Genomic DNA, 17,516 nt, shown 5'->3' with positions numbered 1-17,516 from the left:
GGGGCGTGTCCATCGGCACACCATACGCCGCGCCGCTTGCCACGCAGGAGCCAGCGATGTTGACAGCGCAACTTTCCGCGCGATTGCCGACTTAAACAGCCACAGGGCACACAGGGCGATTCCTGTGGCCGCTGTGGCTTTTGCTTTTTGTCATCTATGAAAAAGAGGTTACCGTGAGCCGCCGTCGTGTTGTTGTTACAGGCCTGGGGCTGATTTCGCCTGTTGGCAATAATGTTGCCGATGGCTGGGCCAATCTGGTCGCCGGCAAGTCTGGGATTGCAAATATCACGAAGTTCGATGCGTCGAACTTCTCGACTCGTTTCGCCGGCGAGGTGAAGGGCTTCAATATCGAGGACTACATCCCCGGTAAGGAAGCGCGCCACATGGATACGTTCATCCACTACGGCGTGGCCGCGGGCATCCAGGCGATGCAGGACAGCGGCCTCGAAGTCACCGACGAGAATTCGGAGCGCATTGGCGTGGTGGTCGGTTCGGGCATCGGCGGTCTGCCGATGATCGAAATCACCCAAACCGAATTGCTCAATCGCGGCCCGCGTCGCATTTCGCCGTTCTTCGTGCCGGCTTCGATCATCAACATGATCTCCGGCCACCTGTCGATCAAGTTCGGCATCAAGGGTCCGAATCTGTCGATCGTCACCGCGTGCACGACCGGCCTGCACTGCATCGGCGAAGCTTCGCGCCTGATCGAATACGGCGACGCCGACGTGATGATTGCCGGTGGCGCGGAATCGACCGTGTCTCCGCTCGGTATCGGCGGTTTTGCGGCGGCTCGTGCGCTGTCGCAACGCAACGACGATCCGGCAACCGCTAGCCGTCCGTGGGACAAAGACCGCGACGGCTTCGTGCTCGGCGAAGGCGCGGGCGTGATGGTGCTCGAAGAATACGAGCACGCGAAGGCGCGTGGCGCGAAGATCTACGCGGAAATCGGCGGCTACGGCATGAGCGGCGACGCGTATCACATGACCGCGCCGCTCGAAGACGGCGACGGCGCACGCCGCTGCATGCTCGCAGCGCTGAAGAACGCGGGCATCAACGTAGGTCAGGTTAACTACCTGAACGCGCACGGCACGTCCACGCCGCTCGGCGATCTGGCGGAAACGACCGGCATAAAGCGGGCGTTTGGCGACCACGCGAAGGACATGGTCGTCAATTCGACCAAGTCGATGACGGGTCACCTGCTGGGCGGCGCCGGCGGTCTGGAGTCGGTGTTCACGGTGCTCGCCGTGCATCATCAGGTTTCGCCTCCGACCATCAACATCTTCAACCAGGACCCGGCCTGCGATCTGGATTACTGCGCGAACACCGCGCGGGACATGAAGATCGACGTCGCGCTGAAGAACTCGTTCGGGTTCGGCGGCACGAACGGCACGCTGGTGTTCAAGCGCGCCTGATCACCGGGTGACGCATCAGTTCACGACGCCGGCTTCGCCGGCGCTTTCCCCCGCACCGGCAACGTTGGGCAGGGCGACGCAGCGGATTGCGTTGCGTCGCTCTGTTGCAATGCGTGCCGCGGCCGGGGCGTTCGTGCTGATTGCGACGTTAGCTGTTTATACCTGCCTCGCGCCGCGCTTGGGCGCGTGGCAGGCCGCTCCGTTGACGCTCGCCGTCGCAGCGCTGCTTGCACTGTGCGCGGCGAGGCATGACGCGGCACAGCCCGCCGCGCTACATATCGCGATGGGCGAGATTTCCGCCTGGAATCACGCGGGTGAATTACTCGCGCGAGGTCGCGTCGTCGGTTGCGCGCAGTCGAGCAGCTGTTTGCTGGTGCTCGCGCTCGAGCCCGAGGGTGGTCGAAGGCGAGGCCTCTTGCGTGCGCCGCCGGGCCGCGCCCGCTCCCTGCTGCTCGCCGCCGACGCGCTGCCGCCCAATATCTTTCGCGAACTTTCCGTGCTGGGCCGGCGTGCGGCCGGCGCCTGACTGTAACGACTGTAACCGCTGTTACCGTAGTAACGTGCCCTCACGAGGGGGACGCTACAATGGTCCCCCGCCATGCGCCCTATAGTTAACGGATTTATCAGGTGAGCGAAAAAGAAATTGATCAGGTGCTGGTCGAGCGCGTCCAGAAGGGCGACAAGGCCGCGTTCGAGCTTCTGGTCTCCAAATACCACCGCAAGATTCTCCGGCTAATCTCGCGTCTCGTGCGGGACCCCGCGGAGGTAGAAGACGTCGCGCAGGATGCATTTATCAAGGCGTATCGCGCGTTGCCGCAGTTCCGCGGCGAGTCGGCGTTTTATACGTGGTTGTACCGGATTGCGGTCAACACCGCGAAGAACTACCTTGCCACCCAGGGCCGGCGTGCGCCGACCTCGACCGAAGCGGATGCTGAAGAAGCTGAAACTTTCTCCGACGCCGACCAACTAAGGGATATCAACACGCCTGAGTCGATGTTGATGAGCAAGCAGATCGCCGAGACGGTCAATGCTGCGATGGCGGTTTTGCCGGAAGAATTGCGCACCGCCATTACTCTTCGAGAGATTGAGGGTTTGAGCTACGAGGAAATCGCTGAGATGATGGGTTGCCCAATTGGCACAGTCAGATCACGAATTTTCCGCGCTCGCGAAGCCATTGCGGCAAAATTGCGGCCGTTGCTTGACACACCCGAAGGCAAGCGCTGGTAGACGTTTCTGAACATCCAGCCGGCTTGGCGGGGCAGCGGTGCAATATCTGGATTAGTGGTGTCACTACGGGGTATTTGGAAGAATGGGGAGCATCATGGGGTCGATCTCGATGCAATCGCAAGCGGGTTCGCACGGCGAGCGTCTGTCCGCTTTTGTCGACGGTGAATTGTTCGGCGAAGAGCATCTGAATCTGGACAAGTTTCTTGGGGAACTAGACGGCGATGATCGCGCCGCCTGGTCGAGCTACCACCTGATCGGCGACGCGCTACGTTCAGACGATCTGGTAGTCAGCCCCGCACGGAGCAGCGCCTTTCTGAGCGGTTTTGCCGCGCGCCTCGAAAGCGAGCCGCATGTGCTGGCGCCAGCCGCCGCGGCCGCATCGGTCACGCGCCGCCTGCTCGGGTTGCGCCGGCGAGTCGTGCCGGCTTTTGCCGTCGCCGCCGCGGCCGCTACGCTGACCTGGATCGTCGTGCCGCAGTTGCAGGGCGTGCCGGGTGGTCCGGGTGCCCAGCTCGCATCGCTCCAATCGCACGGCGACCCGGTGCAGCGTGTGGCCATGGCCTCGGTGGCCGCCCAAGATTCCAACATCATTCGCGACGTGAGCCTCGATCAATACCTCGAAGCTCATCAGCAGTTCGCGCAACAACCGGCGATGGCAGGCTCGATGCCGGTGATTCGCGCTGCCTCAATTTCCACGCAGGGCCAATAGTTTGATGCAGACTCCGCGGTTCAATAAAACGACTATCTGGGGGCGGTTGCCGGCATTTCTGTTCTGCGCAGCCGTGTTGTTGTCCGCTACACCGCGGGTCTTCGCTCAAGACGATCCGGTCGTCGCCCGTCGCACGGCCGCGGAACTGCTCGACCGCATCCATCAGGCCGCCCAGCAGCAGAACTACGAGGGCGCCTTCGTCTATCAGCGCGGCAATTTCGTGCAGACGTCGCGCATCGCGCATTACTCCACGCATACGGACGGCGAGTTCGAGCAGCTCGAAAGCCTCGACGGCAAGCCGCGCAAAATGCTGCGCCACAACGACGATATGTACACGTTCCTGCCGGAGCGGCGTATCGTGGTCTTCGAAAAGCGGCAGAACAAGGATTCATTCCCCGCGCTGCTGTCCGTGAACGGCGAGCAGGTACTATCCGTCTACGAACCGAAGATGCTGGGCGATGACCGCGTCGCGGGCGTCGACAGTCTCGTGATGGAACTCGATCCGAAAGACGCGTACCGGTTCGCGTACAAGCTATGGGCCGACAAAAAGACCGGGCTGCTGCTGCGCGCGCAGACGCTCGACCCGACCGGCCAGGTGCTCGAGCAACTGTCGTTTTCGCAGGTCCGCATTGGTGTGCCGGTCGACAAGGCGGGCATCGTCAACGGCATCCGCAATCTTACGGGCTGGACAGTCGTGCGTCCGCCAGTCGAGCCGGTCGACATGGCCGCGCAGGGTTGGCAAATCAATCCGTCGGTGCGGGGCTTCCATATCATCCGTCAGTTGCGCCGTCCGATGGCGTCGCGCGAAGCGGGGCAGCCGCCGATCCCGGTCGACCAGGCCGTCTTTTCCGACGGCCTCGCGGCGATTTCGGTCTTCGTCGAACCGGTCGAGAACAACACGCGCAAAGAGGGCACGGGCGATAGCGGCGCGACGCACGTCCTGGTCAAGCGTCAGGGTGACTTCTGGATTACCCTGCTCGGTGAGGTGCCCCAAACCACATTGCAGCAATTCGCGTCTGCCATAGAATACAAAGCTCCGAAGTAACCCTTCCGAATCCTGAAATCCCTCGGCTTGCTACGATATGACGACTTTCTCGGTGCGCAAATTCCTCGCGGCCGTAGTGGTGGCGGCGTGTTTGCCGCTTTTGCCGCATATGGCATCGGCGACTCCCGCTGCCAATCTGCCCGACTTCACTGACCTCGTCGACAAGGTCGGGCCGGCGGTCGTCAACATTCGCACGACAACGCGCGTGTCGAACAGCAGTTCCCGCGGCGGCCTGCCGCCGGGTATGGACGACGGCGATATGTCGGAGTTCTTCCGGCGCTTCTTCGGGATTCCGTTGCCGCAGTCACCACAATCGCCGCGCGGTGGTGATAACGGCGGTGGAGGGGGCGGCGGCAGCGGCGGTAGCCCGGATTCACAGGACAACACCGACCCCGAACAGAACAGTGGGGTAGGCTCGGGCTTCATTCTGTCGGCGGACGGCTACGTGATGACCAACGCGCACGTGGTCGACGACGCGGATACGATCTACGTGACGCTGACCGACAAGCGCGAATTCAAGGCGAAGCTGATCGGCGTCGACGACCGTACCGACGTCGCGGTCGTGAAGATCAACGCGTCGAATCTGCCGACCATCACGATCGGCGATTCGAACAAGGTGCGCGTCGGCGAATGGGTCGTCGCGATCGGTTCGCCGTTCGGTCTCGAAAACACGGTGACGGCCGGTATCGTTAGCGCAAAGGGACGCGACACCGGCGACTATCTGCCGTTCATTCAGACCGACGTCGCCGTCAATCCGGGCAACTCGGGCGGTCCGCTGATCAACATGCAGGGCGAAGTAATCGGCATCAATTCGCAGATTTATAGCCGCACCGGCGGTTTCATGGGCATTTCGTTCGCGATTCCGATCGATGAAGCGATGCGCGTGGCCGATCAGCTGAAAAGTTCCGGCAAGGTGGTGCGCGGCCGCATCGCGGTGGCGATCGGTGAAGTGACGAAGGACGTCGCCGATTCGCTCGGTTTGCCGAAGGCGCAGGGCGCGCTCGTCAGCAGCGTCGAGCCGGGCGGCCCGGCCGACAAGGCCGGCGTGCAGCCGGGCGACATCATCCTGAAGTTCAACGGTCATTCGGTCGACACCGCGACGGACCTGCCGCGCATGGTCGGCGATACGAAGCCGGGCACGAAGACGTCGATCTCGGTCTGGCGCAAGGGTCAGACGCGCGAACTGCCGATCACGATCGCAGAAATGCAGCCGGACAAGGTCGCGAAGGCGGATCAGAAGAAACCGCAGGCACCGAAGCAGCGCGCGACCAACGCCCTCGGCATCGCGGTCAGCGACATTCCCGCCGATCAGCAGAAAGCGCTGAAGATTTCGAACGGCGTGCAGATCGACGCGGTCGACGGTCCGGCAGCCCGTCTCGGGCTCCAAAAGGGCGACATCATCCTGCGGGTTGGCGATACCGATGTGACGAGCGCGAAACAGTTCGACGAGCTGACCTCACACCTCGATTCGCAGAAGATGGTCGCGCTGCTGGTTCGTCGCGGCGACAACACACAGTTTGTGCCGATCCGTCCGCGCAGCCCGCAGAAATGACGAAGACGGCATCGCTCACGCTCTTCGGGCGCGCGTGGTGCCATCTGTGCGAGGACATGCGCGCCGCGCTCGAGCCGTTGCTGGCCGAGTTCGGAGCGCAGCTGGCGGTGATCGACGTCGACAGCGACCCGTTGCTCGAAGCGCGTTACAACGAATTGGTGCCGGTGCTGATTTGCGATGGCGTCGAGTTGTGCCACTACCATCTCGACGAAGCACGAGTGCGCGCAGCATTGGCCGCGCGTGCGTCGCGTGTCGCGGCGGCATCATGATTTGCATCCGCGCGGCATGGTGATTCCCGCGATCCATGCGCGTGTTTGCCGCGACTTGCTGCGACGCGCACGGTAAATTTCTCGCACCCTCTACGCCGTCTCGAGGCCGCCGCTATGCAAGATGCGCCGGCCGAGAGGCTTTTCGGCTAAAATAGATAGGTTTTTCACCTACTTACAAGGCGTGCTCCGCTATTGTCCGGGCGCGCCTTTTCGCTTGATCGGCACTGAATGGATCATATTCGTAACTTCTCGATCATTGCGCACATCGACCATGGCAAGTCGACGCTCGCCGATCGCATCATCCAGATTTGTGGCGGTCTGTCCGACCGCGAGATGGAAGCTCAGGTGCTCGACTCGATGGATCTCGAACGCGAGCGCGGCATTACCATCAAGGCGCAAACCGCCGCGTTGTCGTATCGCGCGCGCGACGGCCGCGTCTACAACCTGAACATGATCGACACCCCGGGGCACGTCGACTTCTCGTACGAAGTCAGCCGCTCGCTGTCCGCGTGCGAAGGCGCGCTGCTCGTCGTCGACGCGAGCCAGGGCGTGGAGGCGCAAACCGTCGCCAACTGCTACACGGCTATTGAACTCGGCGTCGAAGTGGTGCCGGTGTTGAACAAGATCGATCTGCCCGCGGCGAACCCCGAAAACGCGATCGCCGAAATCGAGGACGTGATTGGCATCGACGCGACCGACGCGACACATTGCAGCGCGAAAACGGGCCTCGGCGTCGAAGACGTACTCGAAGCGCTGATCGCGAAAGTGCCGCCGCCGAAGGGCGATCCGGAAGCGCCGCTGCAAGCGCTGATCATCGACTCGTGGTTCGACAACTACGTCGGCGTCGTGATGCTCGTGCGCATCGTCAACGGCACGCTACGTCCGAAGGACAAGATCCGCCTGATGGCAACCGGCGCGCAGTATCCGGTGGAACATATCGGCGTGTTCACGCCGAAGTCGAAGAATCTCGAATCGCTGTCGGCGGGGCAGGTGGGCTTCATCATCGCCGGCATCAAGGAACTCGCGGCGGCGAAGGTCGGCGACACGGTTACGCTGGTGAACCAGCCGGCGGCCGAGCCGCTGCCGGGCTTCAAGGAAGTGAAGCCGCAGGTGTTCGCAGGTCTCTATCCGGTCGAAGCGAACCAGTACGATGCGCTGCGCGACTCGCTCGAAAAGCTGAAGCTGAACGACGCGTCGCTGCAGTACGAGCCGGAAGTGTCGCAGGCGCTCGGTTTCGGGTTCCGCTGCGGCTTCCTCGGTTTGTTGCACATGGAAATCGTGCAGGAACGTCTCGAACGTGAGTTCGACATGGACCTGATCACGACGGCCCCGACGGTGGTCTACGAAGTCCTGCAGCGCGACGGCACGACCCTGATGGTCGAGAATCCGGCCAAGATGCCGGAGCCATCGAAGATCGAGGAAGTGCGCGAACCGATCGTCACCGTGAACCTGTACATGCCGCAAGACTACGTCGGCGCGGTGATCACGCTGTGTACGCAGAAGCGCGGCAACCAGATCAACATGCAGTATCACGGCCGTCAGGTCCAGCTGACGTACGAAATCCCGATGGGCGAAGTTGTGCTCGATTTCTTCGACCGTCTGAAGTCGATTTCGCGCGGTTACGCGTCGATGGATTACGAGTTCAAGGAATACCGCGCGTCGGACGTCGTGAAGGTCGACATGCTGATCAACGGCGACAAGGTCGATGCGCTGTCGGTGATCGTGCATCGTTCGCAAAGCCAGTATCGCGGCCGCGAAGTGGCAGCGAAAATGCGCGAGCTGATTCCGCGTCAGATGTACGACGTCGCGGTTCAAGCCACGATCGGTTCGAACATTATCGCGCGCGAAAATATTAAAGCGTTGCGTAAGAACGTGCTGGCAAAATGCTACGGCGGTGATATTACGCGTAAGAAGAAGCTGCTTGAAAAGCAGAAGGCAGGCAAGAAGCGAATGAAGCAGGTGGGTTCGGTCGAAATCCCGCAAGAGGCTTTCCTCGCTATTCTGCGTGTCGAAGACAAATAAGTTGAATAACGGAACCCTATGAATTTCGCGCTGATTCTTTTTGTGCTCGTCGTTTTGACGGGTGTCGCATGGGTCGCGGACAAACTGGTTTTCCTGCCGAAACGGCGCCGCGAGGCGGAAGCCGCAGTCGCCGAATTCGATCGTCAGCAGGCACGCATCGGCGAGCGTTTCGCCGATGAAAACGCCGCGCAAACGCGCGCGCGTTTGCGCGACGACAAACTGCGTCAGCCGTGGTGGCTTGAATATACGGCGAGCTTCTTTCCGGTGATTCTGGTGGTGTTCGTCGTGCGCTCGTTCGTAGTCGAGCCGTTCAAGATCCCATCGGGCTCCATGGTGCCGACGCTGCTGGTGGGCGACTTCATCCTCGTCAATAAATTCGAATACGGTCTTCGTTTGCCGATCACCAACACGAGGATCACGCAGGGCCGTCCGGTCCAGCGCGGGGACGTGGTGGTGTTCCGTTATCCGAAAGACGAATCGGTCGACTACATCAAGCGCGTGATTGGTCTGCCGGGCGATGTGGTCGAGTATCAGGACAAGAAGTTGACCGTCAACGGCAAACCGGTGCCAGAAACGCCGCTGCCCGATTATCTCGACGAAGAGCGACTCGGCTATGCGAAGCAGTTCCAGGAAGATATCGACGGCCGCAAGAACGCGATTCTGAATAATCCGGCGGTGCCGCCGTTCATTGTTGGTGCCGAAGATTTTCCGTATCGCGACAACTGCCAGTACAACGCGCGTGGCGTGATCTGCAAAGTGCCGCCGGGCAATTTCTTCATGATGGGCGATAACCGCGACAACAGCGCGGACAGCCGGTACTGGGGTTTTGCGCCTGAACGCAATATAGTCGGCCGGGCATTTTTCATCTGGATGAACTTCAGCGATCTGCGACGCATCGGCTCCTTCCAGTGAGTCGTGCGCATCGATCGCGTCGTGACCACCTCATGAGCGATCACACGCCGCGCGAATAACCGACGGGTTACCTCGGTCGCGGCGTGTTGTCATGCTACTTTAAGAACTCGCGGTAACGTCGCTTCACCACGCTTTTTCCTCTGGCGCCCCGCGTTTCCGCCGGGTCAGGCGCCCGCGTTATACTCTGCCCATGCCTCTATCTCCGTTGGAAAGCCGTTTGCGCTACGAATTTCGCAATGCGGAATTGCTGCGCCAGGCTTTAACACACCGCAGTCATAGCTCCACGCATAACGAACGGCTCGAATTTCTCGGCGACTCCGTTCTGAATTGCGCGGTGGCTGCGCTTTTGTTCCAACGTTTCGGCAAACTCGACGAAGGCGACCTGTCGCGTGTGCGCGCCAATCTGGTCAAACAGCAGTCCCTCTATGAGATTGCTCAGGCACTCAATATCTCCGAAGGCCTGCGCCTCGGTGAGGGCGAGTTGCGCAGCGGCGGCTTCCGCCGGCCGTCGATCCTCGCGGATACGCTCGAGGCGGTGCTCGGTGCGATATTTCTCGACGGTGGCTTCGACGCCGCCCAGACGGTCATCAAGCGCCTTTACGTGCCGATCCTCGACCACATCGACCCCCGTACGCTCGGCAAGGACGCAAAGACGCTGCTGCAGGAGTATCTGCAGGGCCACAAGATTGCGTTACCTACGTATACGGTCGTCGCTACTCATGGTGCGGCGCACAATCAGCAATTCGAAGTCGAATGCACGGTGCCAAAGCTCGACGTCAAGGTGTCCGGCTCGGGTGCGAGCCGTCGCGCGGCGGAGCAGGCGGCCGCAAAGAAGGCGCTCGACGAAGTCATGGCCGCGGCGCCCGCCGTGGTTGCGAAGCCGAAGCGTTCGAAAAGCGCGCGCGCCGCGAAAAACGCCGAGCAGGAAATCGTGCCGGGCGTGACCGGGGTACAGGCCGCGCTGGATTTACGCACGCCGGATCGCAAGAGCGCTCGCGGCGAAGGGCGCGCGCCTGGTGCGGCGGAAGGCCACGCCGACAAGTCTGCCGTGGAAAAATCAGCCGTTGAAAGACCTGCAGCCGAGCGTGCCGCGCCGGGTCCCGCCGGTGCGCCGCTGGCTGTCATCCGGGCCGCGCATGTGGAGAACAGCGGACATGACAAGCCGGAACGCGCCGAGAGGTCCGAAAAGGCGGAGAGAACCGACAAGGTTTCGGTCCACGCAGGCGAGAAACCTGTCGACAAGTCGGCCGAAAAACCCGCAGCGGACAAAACCCCCGAGCTCAAAGCCGACGCACCGTCCCACGCACGCAGCGCAGAGCGTCAGCGCAACCGCGAGGCCGCGCCGGGCACTGTCTCATCGAGCGTTTCCGCCGCGCCGGCGTCGGTTGTCTCGGCGGCCCCGGCACCTGCCGAACACGAACCCGGCGTTGCCGGCGCGGTGCAAACGCGCGTCGCCGATGCGGGCCATTGATTGCCATCGGCGTGCGCGTCGCGCGCGCCGACCTGAACCTGCCGTAGTCCGAATATGAACGCTCCCACTCCCACTGGTTTTCGCTGCGGCATGGTCGCGATCGTCGGCCGCCCGAACGTTGGCAAGTCCACGCTGATGAACGCGCTGGTCGGCCAGAAAGTCAGCATCACGTCGCGCAAGGCGCAGACCACGCGTCATCGCATCACCGGCATCAACACGCTCGAAGACGCCCAGTACATCTTCGTCGACACGCCCGGTTTCCAGACCAGGCACAGCGGCGCGCTAAACCGCTCGCTGAATCGCGCTGTCACGTCGACGCTGACCTCGGTCGACGCGATCCTGTTCGTCATCGAAGCCGGCCGCTTCGGCCCCGATGACCAGAAGGTACTCGACCTGATCCCAGCGAAGGTGCCGACGCTGCTGATCGCGAACAAGCTCGATCGCGTGTCGGATAAAGATTCGCTGTTCCCGTTCATGCAGCAGATGAGCACGCTGCGCGAGTTCAACGAGATCGTGCCGCTATCGGCGAAAAATACCGACGACATCAAACGTCTGATGGCGACCATCAAGCCGTTCCTGCCGGAAGGCGAGCCGATCTACGGCGAGGACGACCTGACCGATCGCAGCGAGCGCTTCCTTGCCGCCGAAATTCTGCGCGAGAAGGTCTTCCGCTGGACCGGCGACGAACTGCCATACACCAGCACCGTGCTGATCGACAAGTTCGAAACCGAAGGGCGTCTGCGCCGTATCTTCGCGACGATTCTCGTCGATCGCGACACGCACAAGGCTATGATCATCGGCCAGAAGGGCGCGAAGCTGAAGCAGATCAGCACCGAGGCGCGCCTCGACATGGCGAAGCTGTTCGACGGGCCGGTGTATCTCGAGACCTTCGTCAAGGTGAAGAGCGGCTGGGCCGACAACGAAGCCGGGCTTCGTGCGTATGGGTACGAATGACGCGTGGATGACGCTCAATTCAGACGAGGCTCCGGACCAACCGGAGCACGAACCGTCGCGGCCCGCGCGTAGCGCGAGGAAATCGTCGGCTCAGGCAAAAGGCGCGAAAAGCGCGCCCGTCGACGACGGCGAGCCGCGCAAAACGCCGGCGCGTCGCGCGCCGCGCACCTCCACATCCGAATACCGGATCACCGAGCAGCCCGCGTTCGTGCTGCATAGCTACCCGTATCGCGAGACCAGCCTGATCATCGACGTGCTGTCGCGCGATCACGGTCGTCTCGCACTCGTCGCGAAGGGCGCAAAGCGCCCGCACTCCGCGCTGCGCGGCGTGCTGCAAACGTTCCAGCCTCTGTCGCTCGCATGGTCGGGCAAATCCGAAATGCGCACGCTGACCGGCGCCGAATGGGTCGGCGGCATGCTGCCGCTGACCGGCGACGCGCTGCTGTGCGGTTTCTACGTCAACGAATTGCTGGTGCGCTTTTGCGCGCGCGAAGACCCGCATCCGCAGTTGTTCCATCACTACGTCGTCACGCTGACGCGTCTTGCGCACGATGAGCCGCCGGTGCAGGTGCTGCGCTCGTTCGAACGCGTGCTGTTGCGCGAGACCGGCTACGCGATGGCGCTCGACCGCACGGTCGCGCGCAAGGCCGTGCTCGCCGACGGCCGCTACGTGTTCGATCCCGAGCGCGGCGTGCGCGAGGCATCGGACGAATGGCCCGCGCAATGGCCGGTGGTGGCGGGACAGACCTTGCTCGATATGGAAAAGGACGATTACCATCGAGCGCAGACCGTCGCGCAAAGCAAAACGCTGATGCGCTTCCTGCTCAACACCTATCTCGGCGGTGCGCCGCTTGCTACCCGCCAGATCCTGATCGACCTGCAGAACTTATGAGCTTCTTCCTGACTTCGCCGACCGTGATCGACCTCGGCGTGAATATCGACCACGTCGCCACGCTGCGCAACGCGCGCGGCACGTCATATCCCGATCCGATCCGCGCCGCGCTGATGGCCGAGGAAGCCGGCGCCGATGCGATCACGCTGCATCTGCGCGAAGACCGCCGGCATATCGTAGACGCGGACGTGCACAAGCTGCGTCCGCTGCTGAAAACGCGCATGAATCTCGAATGCGCGGTCACCGCCGAAATGCTCGACATCGCGTGCCAGGTGCAGCCGCACGACGTGTGCCTCGTGCCGGAAAAACGCGCGGAGCTGACGACCGAAGGCGGTCTCGACGTCGCCGGACAGTTCGAGGCGGTGCGCGCCGCATGCAAGCAACTGGCGGATGCCAACTCGCGCGTGTCGCTGTTCATCGATCCCGACGAAACGCAGATTCGCGCCGCGCACGAAGCCGGCGCACCGGTGATCGAGCTGCACACCGGCCGTTACGCGGAAGCGCACGATCCCGCCGAACAGCAGCGCGAATACGAGCGCATCGTGCGCGCGGTCGACTTCGGCACGACGCTCGGCCTCAAGGTGAACGCAGGCCACGGCCTGCACTACACGAACGTGCAGCAGATCGCGGCTATCGACGGCATCGTCGAACTCAACATCGGCCATGCGATCGTCGCGCACGCGATCTTCGCGGGCTGGGATAACGCGGTGCGCGAGATGAAGGCGATCATGGTCGCCGCGCGTCTCGGCGCGCGTGCGTAACCCAATCTCGCGACGGACGCACGCATGGCAATCTACGGAATCGGCACCGACATCGTTCAGGTAAGCCGTGTCGCCGCGGTGATGACTCGCACCAATGGCCGTTTCGCCGAGAAGGTGCTCGGTCCCGACGAATTACGCGTCTACCACGCGCGCCACGCCCGTTCGGCGGCGCGCGGTCTCGCGTTTCTCGCGACACGCTTTTCGGCAAAAGAGGCGTTCTCGAAGGCGATCGGCCTCGGCATGCACTGGCCGATGAGCTGGCGCGCGTTGCAGACGCTGAACCGCCCGAGCGGCGAGCCGATGGTGGTCGCCTCCGGTGAACTGGCCGACTGGCTCGACGCGCGCGGTATCACGGCGCGCGTGACGATCAGCGACGAGCGCGACTACGCGGTGTCGTTCGTGATCGCCGAAACGCAGCGGCCGGACGAGACGGAAGGTTCGTTTGCAGCGTCGGCGTCGCGGGCTTCGTCCGCGCATTCCGCCACCGAATAAAAACGTTGAACGCGGCCGCTGACGGTCGCGTTTGTCTTTGCGTCAGACTCTTTTCCAGCGGAATTCGATGAAAACCACACCCGGACCGGTGATGCTCGACGTGGTCGGCAAAACGCTGAACCGCGATGACAAAAGGCGTCTCGCGCACCCGATGACCGGCGGCGTGATCCTGTTCGCGCGCCACTACGAGAGCCGCGCGCAACTCGTCGCGCTCACCGATGCGATCCGTACGATTCGCCCGGATCTGCTGATCGCCGTCGATCACGAAGGCGGCCGCGTGCAGCGCTTTCGTACCGACGGCTTCACGGTGCTGCCGTCGATGGGCAAGCTCGGCGCCCTGTGGGACCAGGACGTGCTGCACGCGACGAAGGTGACGACCGCGGTCGGCTACATCCTCGCCGCGGAACTGCGCGCGTGCGGTATCGACATGAGCTTCACGCCGGTGCTCGATCTCGACTATGGGCACTCGCAGGTGATCGGCGATCGCGCGTTCCATCGTGACCCGCGGGTGGTCGCGCTGCTCGCGAAGAGCCTGAACCATGGTCTGGCGCTAGCCGGCATGAGCAACTGCGGCAAGCATTTTCCGGGGCACGGATTCGCGCAGGCCGATTCGCACGTCGCGATGCCCGTCGACGAACGCCCGCTCGACGAGATCCTCGGCAACGACGTCGCGCCGTACGACTGGCTCGGTCTGTCGCTGGGCGCGGTGCTGCCCGCGCACGTGGTCTATCCGGCGGTCGATGCGAAACCGGCCGGCTTCTCGCGCATCTGGTTGCAGGACATCCTGCGCGGCAAGCTGGGCTTCGAAGGGGCGATCTTCAGCGACGACCTGTCCATGGAAGCCGCGCGCCAGGGCGGCACGCTGACCGAAGGCGCGCAAGCCGCGCTCGAGGCCGGCTGCGACATGGTGCTGATCTGCAACCAGCCGGACGAAGCGGAGAAGGTGCTCGACGCGCTGCGCGTGACGCCGTCGAAGGAATCGCGGCGGCGGCTGAAGCGTATGCGGCCGCGCGGCAAGGCGCTCACGTGGAGCAAGCTGATGGCCGAGCCACGGTACGCCGAAGCGCAGAGGCTGGTGCGCAGTACGTTTGCATAAACGGAAATGGCGCCTTGAAGCAATTCAAGGCGCCATTTTTTTTGTCAGCTTCGACTTGTTCGAACCGCCGTCGAGCATCGCTCAGTTCAAGCGCATGCGCTGCAACTTGTTGTACAGCGTCTTCGGGCTGATTCCCAGCAACGACGCCGCGCGATGCCGCGTGCCGCCGACCGCGTCGAGCGTCGCGCGAATCAGCATTTCTTCGACGTCCGCGAGCGGTGTGCCGACCGTCACCTGCACGCGGCTGCCGTTCAGATCTCGGCCATTGGCCGTACCGGCTTCGTCGGCGCGCAACGATTCGATGACGTCGCCCGATGCCTGGTACGCGCGCCGCACGCGTTCCTGCAGCTCTCGCACGTTGCCCGGCCAGTCGTACGCAAGGCATTCGCGCAGGAAGTTCGGTCCCGCCTGCTTCGCGACCTCGGCCGTGCCGCGCGCGGTCGCTTCCACATTCAGTTCGTCGACGACTGCCTGGGCGATCAGCACCGGATCTTCGCCGCGCTCGCGCAGCGGCGGCAGGTTGACCGCGGCGGCTTCGAGACGCAGCGCGAGATCCTGATGCAGCGAGCCGTCCGCGACCGCCGCGCGCGGCGGCTTGCGCGTCGACGCGATCAGCCGGAAGTCGGTCACGATCTGGTTGGTGCCGCCCACGCGCATGAAGGTCTGCGAATCGAGCGCGCGCAACAGCGCTTCCTGCTGCGCGCGCGGCAGCTCGGTGATTTCATTGATGAACAGCGTGCCGCCGCTCGCCTGTTCGAAGAGGCCTGGCTCGCGCTGCTCGGCGCCGCCGAACGCGCCGCGCTCGTGGCCGAACAGCATGCTGTCCAGCGAGCGATTGAGGCCACCGGCGGCCGCGCCGCGGCAATCGAACGTGACGAACGGGCCCTTGCGACGGCGGCTCATGTCGTGCAGCGTGCGCGCGGCGATCTCCTTGCCGGTGCCGGCTTCGCCGGAGATCAGTACCGCCGCTTCGGTCGGCGCGAGACGCTCGATCGTGTCGTACACGTGTTGAATGGTGCTGCTGCGGCCGAGCATCGAACCGAAGCGTCCAAGCTGACGCAGCGATGCGCGCAGCGCCTGGACTTCCTCGGTCAGCTCATAAGGCCGCGGAATGCGCGCGAGCAGGCTGCGCAGACGCGGGATGTTGACCGGCTTCAGCAGATAGTCCCAGATACCGTGCCGCAAGCCCTCGATCGCACTCTCGACGGTCGCATTGCCGGTCATCACGATCACCGGAAGCGCGCCGCCTGGCGGATGCGCGGGCAAATGCTGCAACAGATCGAGGCCGCTGCCGTCCGGCAGATTCAGGTCGACGAGCACGACGTCGGGAATGAAGCGCGTCAATGCGCCGCGGGCCTCGGCAAGCGTGGTCGCGGTGTCGACTGAAAAGCCATCGGCGGCGAGGATTGCCGACAGACCGGACAGGCTATTGGGATCGTCTTCAACAATCAGAGCGTGTGGCATGGCGAGCGCAATTTTATGGATGGGTTGAATGCCCGGCGCGCCGCCAACGCTGATGGCGCGCACCGCGGGCTCTTGAGGGCTCGATGACAGGGCTAAACGAACGGTCCTTGGGCGGTGAAAAAACGACAGCCGCCGGCACTGCGTCTTGAGCGGCGCGGGCCGGCGCCTGTAGTTCCTTCACTGGTCCTGTCAGAAATCCCGGTTGCTATCGAAAAACCGGCGCACTTCGAGTTCCGCCTGTTCACGGGTTTTGCCGTAGCGTTCCTGAATCAGACCAGCGAGCCTGTCGGCCCGGCCTTCGGCCTTGGTCAGCTCGTCGTCAGTCAGTTCGCCCCATGCGGCCTTCGCCTTGCCGAGCATCTGTCTCCATTTGCCTTCAGCGATGTTCATCGTGCGTCTCCCCAAGTGGAAATTGAGCGGTACTCGCGTAACTCTCTCCACCTAGCAGGGATCGTGCCAAAGAGCTTAGACGAAATGGATCAAGGGCCTGCGGCGCGTGCGACGCGAAATCAGGATGTCGCGATGGCAATTTTGAGAAATTTGCCGGTAAAGTTTTCCTCAACCGTACACGGCGCGACAGAAAAGAAAAAGCGCCCAAATATTGAGCGCTTTTTGTGCAGGCCGGCAGGGCGCCGGCGCTGGCGGGGTGACGCAGGCGGCCGCTTAAGCGCGGCTGCGGTACTCATGCGTACGCGTATCGATTTCGATCTTGTCGCCAATGTTGCAGAAGAGCGGCACTTGCAGTTCGAAGCCGGTGTTCAGCTTGGCGTTCTTCAGGACCTTGCCCGACGACGTGTCGCCCTTGACGGCCGGTTCCGTGTAGATGATTTCGCGAACCAGCGTAGTCGGCAGTTCGACTGAGATCGCCTTCTCGTTGTAGAACACGACTTCGCAGGCCATGCCGTCTTCGAGGTAGTTCATCGCGTCGCCCATCATTTCGGCTTCGACTTCGTACTGGTTGTAGTCGGCGTCCATGAACACGTACATCGGGTCGGCGAAGTACGAGTATGTCACTTCCTTGCGCTCGAGCACGACGACGTCGAACTTGTCGTCCGCCTTGTACACGGCTTCCATGCCTGCGCCGGTCAGCAGGTTCTTGAACTTCATCTTGACGACGGCGGAGTTACGGCCCGATTTGTTGTATTCGGCCTTTTGCACGACCATTGCGTCTGCGCCGATCATCACGACGTTGCCGGTGCGGAGTTCCTGTGCGGTCTTCATAAAACTGTCCTGTACGA

18 protein-coding genes are annotated in these 17,516 nt (G+C 62.8%); 15 read left to right on the top strand and 3 right to left on the bottom strand.

The features are described from left to right. The first annotated feature begins 173 nt into the window (after positions 1-173). From fabF to nagZ, 15 genes are all read left to right on the top strand, one after another. Positions 174-1,412: a beta-ketoacyl-ACP synthase II gene (gene fabF, locus BC1002_RS10695; protein WP_013090054.1), complete on the top strand. Its 1,239-nt coding sequence runs from the start codon at positions 174-176 to the stop codon at positions 1,410-1,412. A gap of 109 nt (positions 1,413-1,521) precedes the next feature. Next, positions 1,522-1,938, top strand: a complete 417-nt coding sequence (locus BC1002_RS10690) for a hypothetical protein (RefSeq protein WP_041734390.1) — start codon at positions 1,522-1,524, stop codon at positions 1,936-1,938. Between the two features lie 101 nt (positions 1,939-2,039). Next, on the top strand, positions 2,040-2,639 hold the full coding sequence (gene rpoE / locus BC1002_RS10685; RefSeq protein ID WP_006051939.1) for an RNA polymerase sigma factor RpoE: 600 nt from the start codon (positions 2,040-2,042) through the stop codon (positions 2,637-2,639). 94 nt (positions 2,640-2,733) lie between these two features. Further along, a complete protein-coding gene (locus BC1002_RS10680; RefSeq protein WP_013090052.1) occupies positions 2,734-3,348 on the top strand; it encodes a sigma-E factor negative regulatory protein in 615 nt (204 codons plus the stop codon). Between the two features lie 4 nt (positions 3,349-3,352). Beyond that, on the top strand, positions 3,353-4,393 hold the full coding sequence (locus tag BC1002_RS10675; protein WP_013090051.1) for a MucB/RseB C-terminal domain-containing protein: 1,041 nt from the start codon (positions 3,353-3,355) through the stop codon (positions 4,391-4,393). 37 nt (positions 4,394-4,430) lie between these two features. Then, positions 4,431-5,945, top strand: coding sequence for a DegQ family serine endoprotease (locus BC1002_RS10670; RefSeq protein ID WP_013090050.1), 1,515 nt, complete (start codon positions 4,431-4,433; stop codon positions 5,943-5,945). Next, a complete protein-coding gene (locus BC1002_RS10665) occupies positions 5,942-6,214 on the top strand; it encodes a glutaredoxin family protein (protein ID WP_013090049.1) in 273 nt (90 codons plus the stop codon). The genes BC1002_RS10670 and BC1002_RS10665 overlap by 4 nt, the downstream gene beginning before the upstream one ends. A gap of 228 nt (positions 6,215-6,442) precedes the next feature. Then, entirely contained in the window at positions 6,443-8,236 is a 1,794-nt protein-coding gene (gene lepA, locus BC1002_RS10660) for a translation elongation factor 4 (RefSeq protein ID WP_013090048.1), read from the top strand. A gap of 18 nt (positions 8,237-8,254) precedes the next feature. After that, entirely contained in the window at positions 8,255-9,148 is an 894-nt protein-coding gene (gene lepB / locus BC1002_RS10655) for a signal peptidase I (protein WP_013090047.1), read from the top strand. Between the two features lie 190 nt (positions 9,149-9,338). Next, entirely contained in the window at positions 9,339-10,619 is a 1,281-nt protein-coding gene (gene rnc, locus BC1002_RS10650) for a ribonuclease III (RefSeq protein ID WP_013090046.1), read from the top strand. A gap of 54 nt (positions 10,620-10,673) precedes the next feature. Beyond that, the gene (gene era / locus BC1002_RS10645; protein WP_026228279.1) at positions 10,674-11,573 is read left to right on the top strand and encodes a GTPase Era; all 900 of its coding nucleotides are present in this window, start codon (positions 10,674-10,676) and stop codon (positions 11,571-11,573) included. Beyond that, positions 11,560-12,465: a DNA repair protein RecO gene (gene recO / locus BC1002_RS10640; RefSeq protein ID WP_013090044.1), complete on the top strand. Its 906-nt coding sequence runs from the start codon at positions 11,560-11,562 to the stop codon at positions 12,463-12,465. Before era ends, recO begins: the two co-directional genes overlap by 14 nt. Continuing rightward, positions 12,462-13,226 (top strand): pyridoxine 5'-phosphate synthase, encoded by a 765-nt coding sequence (pdxJ, locus tag BC1002_RS10635; RefSeq protein ID WP_013090043.1) that lies wholly within the window; start codon positions 12,462-12,464, stop codon positions 13,224-13,226. The genes recO and pdxJ overlap by 4 nt, the downstream gene beginning before the upstream one ends. Positions 13,227-13,250: 24 nt before the next feature. Then, positions 13,251-13,718, top strand: coding sequence for a holo-ACP synthase (gene acpS / locus BC1002_RS10630; RefSeq protein WP_013090042.1), 468 nt, complete (start codon positions 13,251-13,253; stop codon positions 13,716-13,718). 67 nt (positions 13,719-13,785) lie between these two features. Next, a complete protein-coding gene (gene nagZ / locus BC1002_RS10625) occupies positions 13,786-14,814 on the top strand; it encodes a beta-N-acetylhexosaminidase (protein ID WP_013090041.1) in 1,029 nt (342 codons plus the stop codon). Positions 14,815-14,895: 81 nt separating this feature from the next. On the opposite strand, the gene BC1002_RS10620 is transcribed toward nagZ, so the two are convergent. From BC1002_RS10620 to efp, 3 genes are all read right to left on the bottom strand, one after another. Then, complete coding sequence (locus BC1002_RS10620; RefSeq protein WP_041734674.1) at positions 14,896-16,278, bottom strand: sigma-54-dependent transcriptional regulator; 1,383 nt, start codon at positions 16,276-16,278, stop codon at positions 14,896-14,898. A gap of 189 nt (positions 16,279-16,467) precedes the next feature. Continuing rightward, positions 16,468-16,668, bottom strand: a complete 201-nt coding sequence (locus BC1002_RS10615; RefSeq protein WP_013090039.1) for a CsbD family protein — start codon at positions 16,666-16,668, stop codon at positions 16,468-16,470. Between the two features lie 273 nt (positions 16,669-16,941). Continuing rightward, on the bottom strand, positions 16,942-17,499 hold the full coding sequence (gene efp, locus BC1002_RS10610; protein ID WP_013090038.1) for an elongation factor P: 558 nt from the start codon (positions 17,497-17,499) through the stop codon (positions 16,942-16,944). Positions 17,500-17,516 lie beyond the last annotated feature (17 nt).

The sequence above is a fragment of the Paraburkholderia atlantica genome, from assembly GCF_000092885.1.
Lineage (GTDB): Bacteria > Pseudomonadota > Gammaproteobacteria > Burkholderiales > Burkholderiaceae > Paraburkholderia > Paraburkholderia atlantica.
The sequence above is the reverse complement of the archived record's forward strand: the minus strand, read 5'-3'. Positions and strand labels throughout refer to the sequence as shown.

Bases quoted from the DNA above. Each gene is read 5' to 3' on its own strand.
- BC1002_RS10620 (WP_041734674.1), bottom strand. From the start codon at position 16,278: ATGCCACACGCTCTGATTGTTGAAGACGATCCCAATAGCCTGTCCGGT.
- BC1002_RS10615 (WP_013090039.1), bottom strand. From the start codon at position 16,668: ATGAACATCGCTGAAGGCAAATGGAGACAGATGCTCGGCAAGGCGAAG.
- pdxJ (WP_013090043.1), top strand. From the start codon at position 12,462: ATGAGCTTCTTCCTGACTTCGCCGACCGTGATCGACCTCGGCGTGAAT.
- rnc (WP_013090046.1), top strand. From the start codon at position 9,339: ATGCCTCTATCTCCGTTGGAAAGCCGTTTGCGCTACGAATTTCGCAAT.
- nagZ (WP_013090041.1), top strand. From the start codon at position 13,786: ATGAAAACCACACCCGGACCGGTGATGCTCGACGTGGTCGGCAAAACG.
- BC1002_RS10675 (WP_013090051.1), top strand. From the start codon at position 3,353: ATGCAGACTCCGCGGTTCAATAAAACGACTATCTGGGGGCGGTTGCCG.
- recO (WP_013090044.1), top strand. From the start codon at position 11,560: ATGGGTACGAATGACGCGTGGATGACGCTCAATTCAGACGAGGCTCCG.
- BC1002_RS10680 (WP_013090052.1), top strand. From the start codon at position 2,734: ATGGGGTCGATCTCGATGCAATCGCAAGCGGGTTCGCACGGCGAGCGT.
- efp (WP_013090038.1), bottom strand. From the start codon at position 17,499: ATGAAGACCGCACAGGAACTCCGCACCGGCAACGTCGTGATGATCGGC.
- lepB (WP_013090047.1), top strand. From the start codon at position 8,255: ATGAATTTCGCGCTGATTCTTTTTGTGCTCGTCGTTTTGACGGGTGTC.
- BC1002_RS10665 (WP_013090049.1), top strand. From the start codon at position 5,942: ATGACGAAGACGGCATCGCTCACGCTCTTCGGGCGCGCGTGGTGCCAT.
- BC1002_RS10690 (WP_041734390.1), top strand. From the start codon at position 1,522: ATGCGTGCCGCGGCCGGGGCGTTCGTGCTGATTGCGACGTTAGCTGTT.
- BC1002_RS10670 (WP_013090050.1), top strand. From the start codon at position 4,431: ATGACGACTTTCTCGGTGCGCAAATTCCTCGCGGCCGTAGTGGTGGCG.
- era (WP_026228279.1), top strand. From the start codon at position 10,674: ATGAACGCTCCCACTCCCACTGGTTTTCGCTGCGGCATGGTCGCGATC.
- lepA (WP_013090048.1), top strand. From the start codon at position 6,443: ATGGATCATATTCGTAACTTCTCGATCATTGCGCACATCGACCATGGC.
- acpS (WP_013090042.1), top strand. From the start codon at position 13,251: ATGGCAATCTACGGAATCGGCACCGACATCGTTCAGGTAAGCCGTGTC.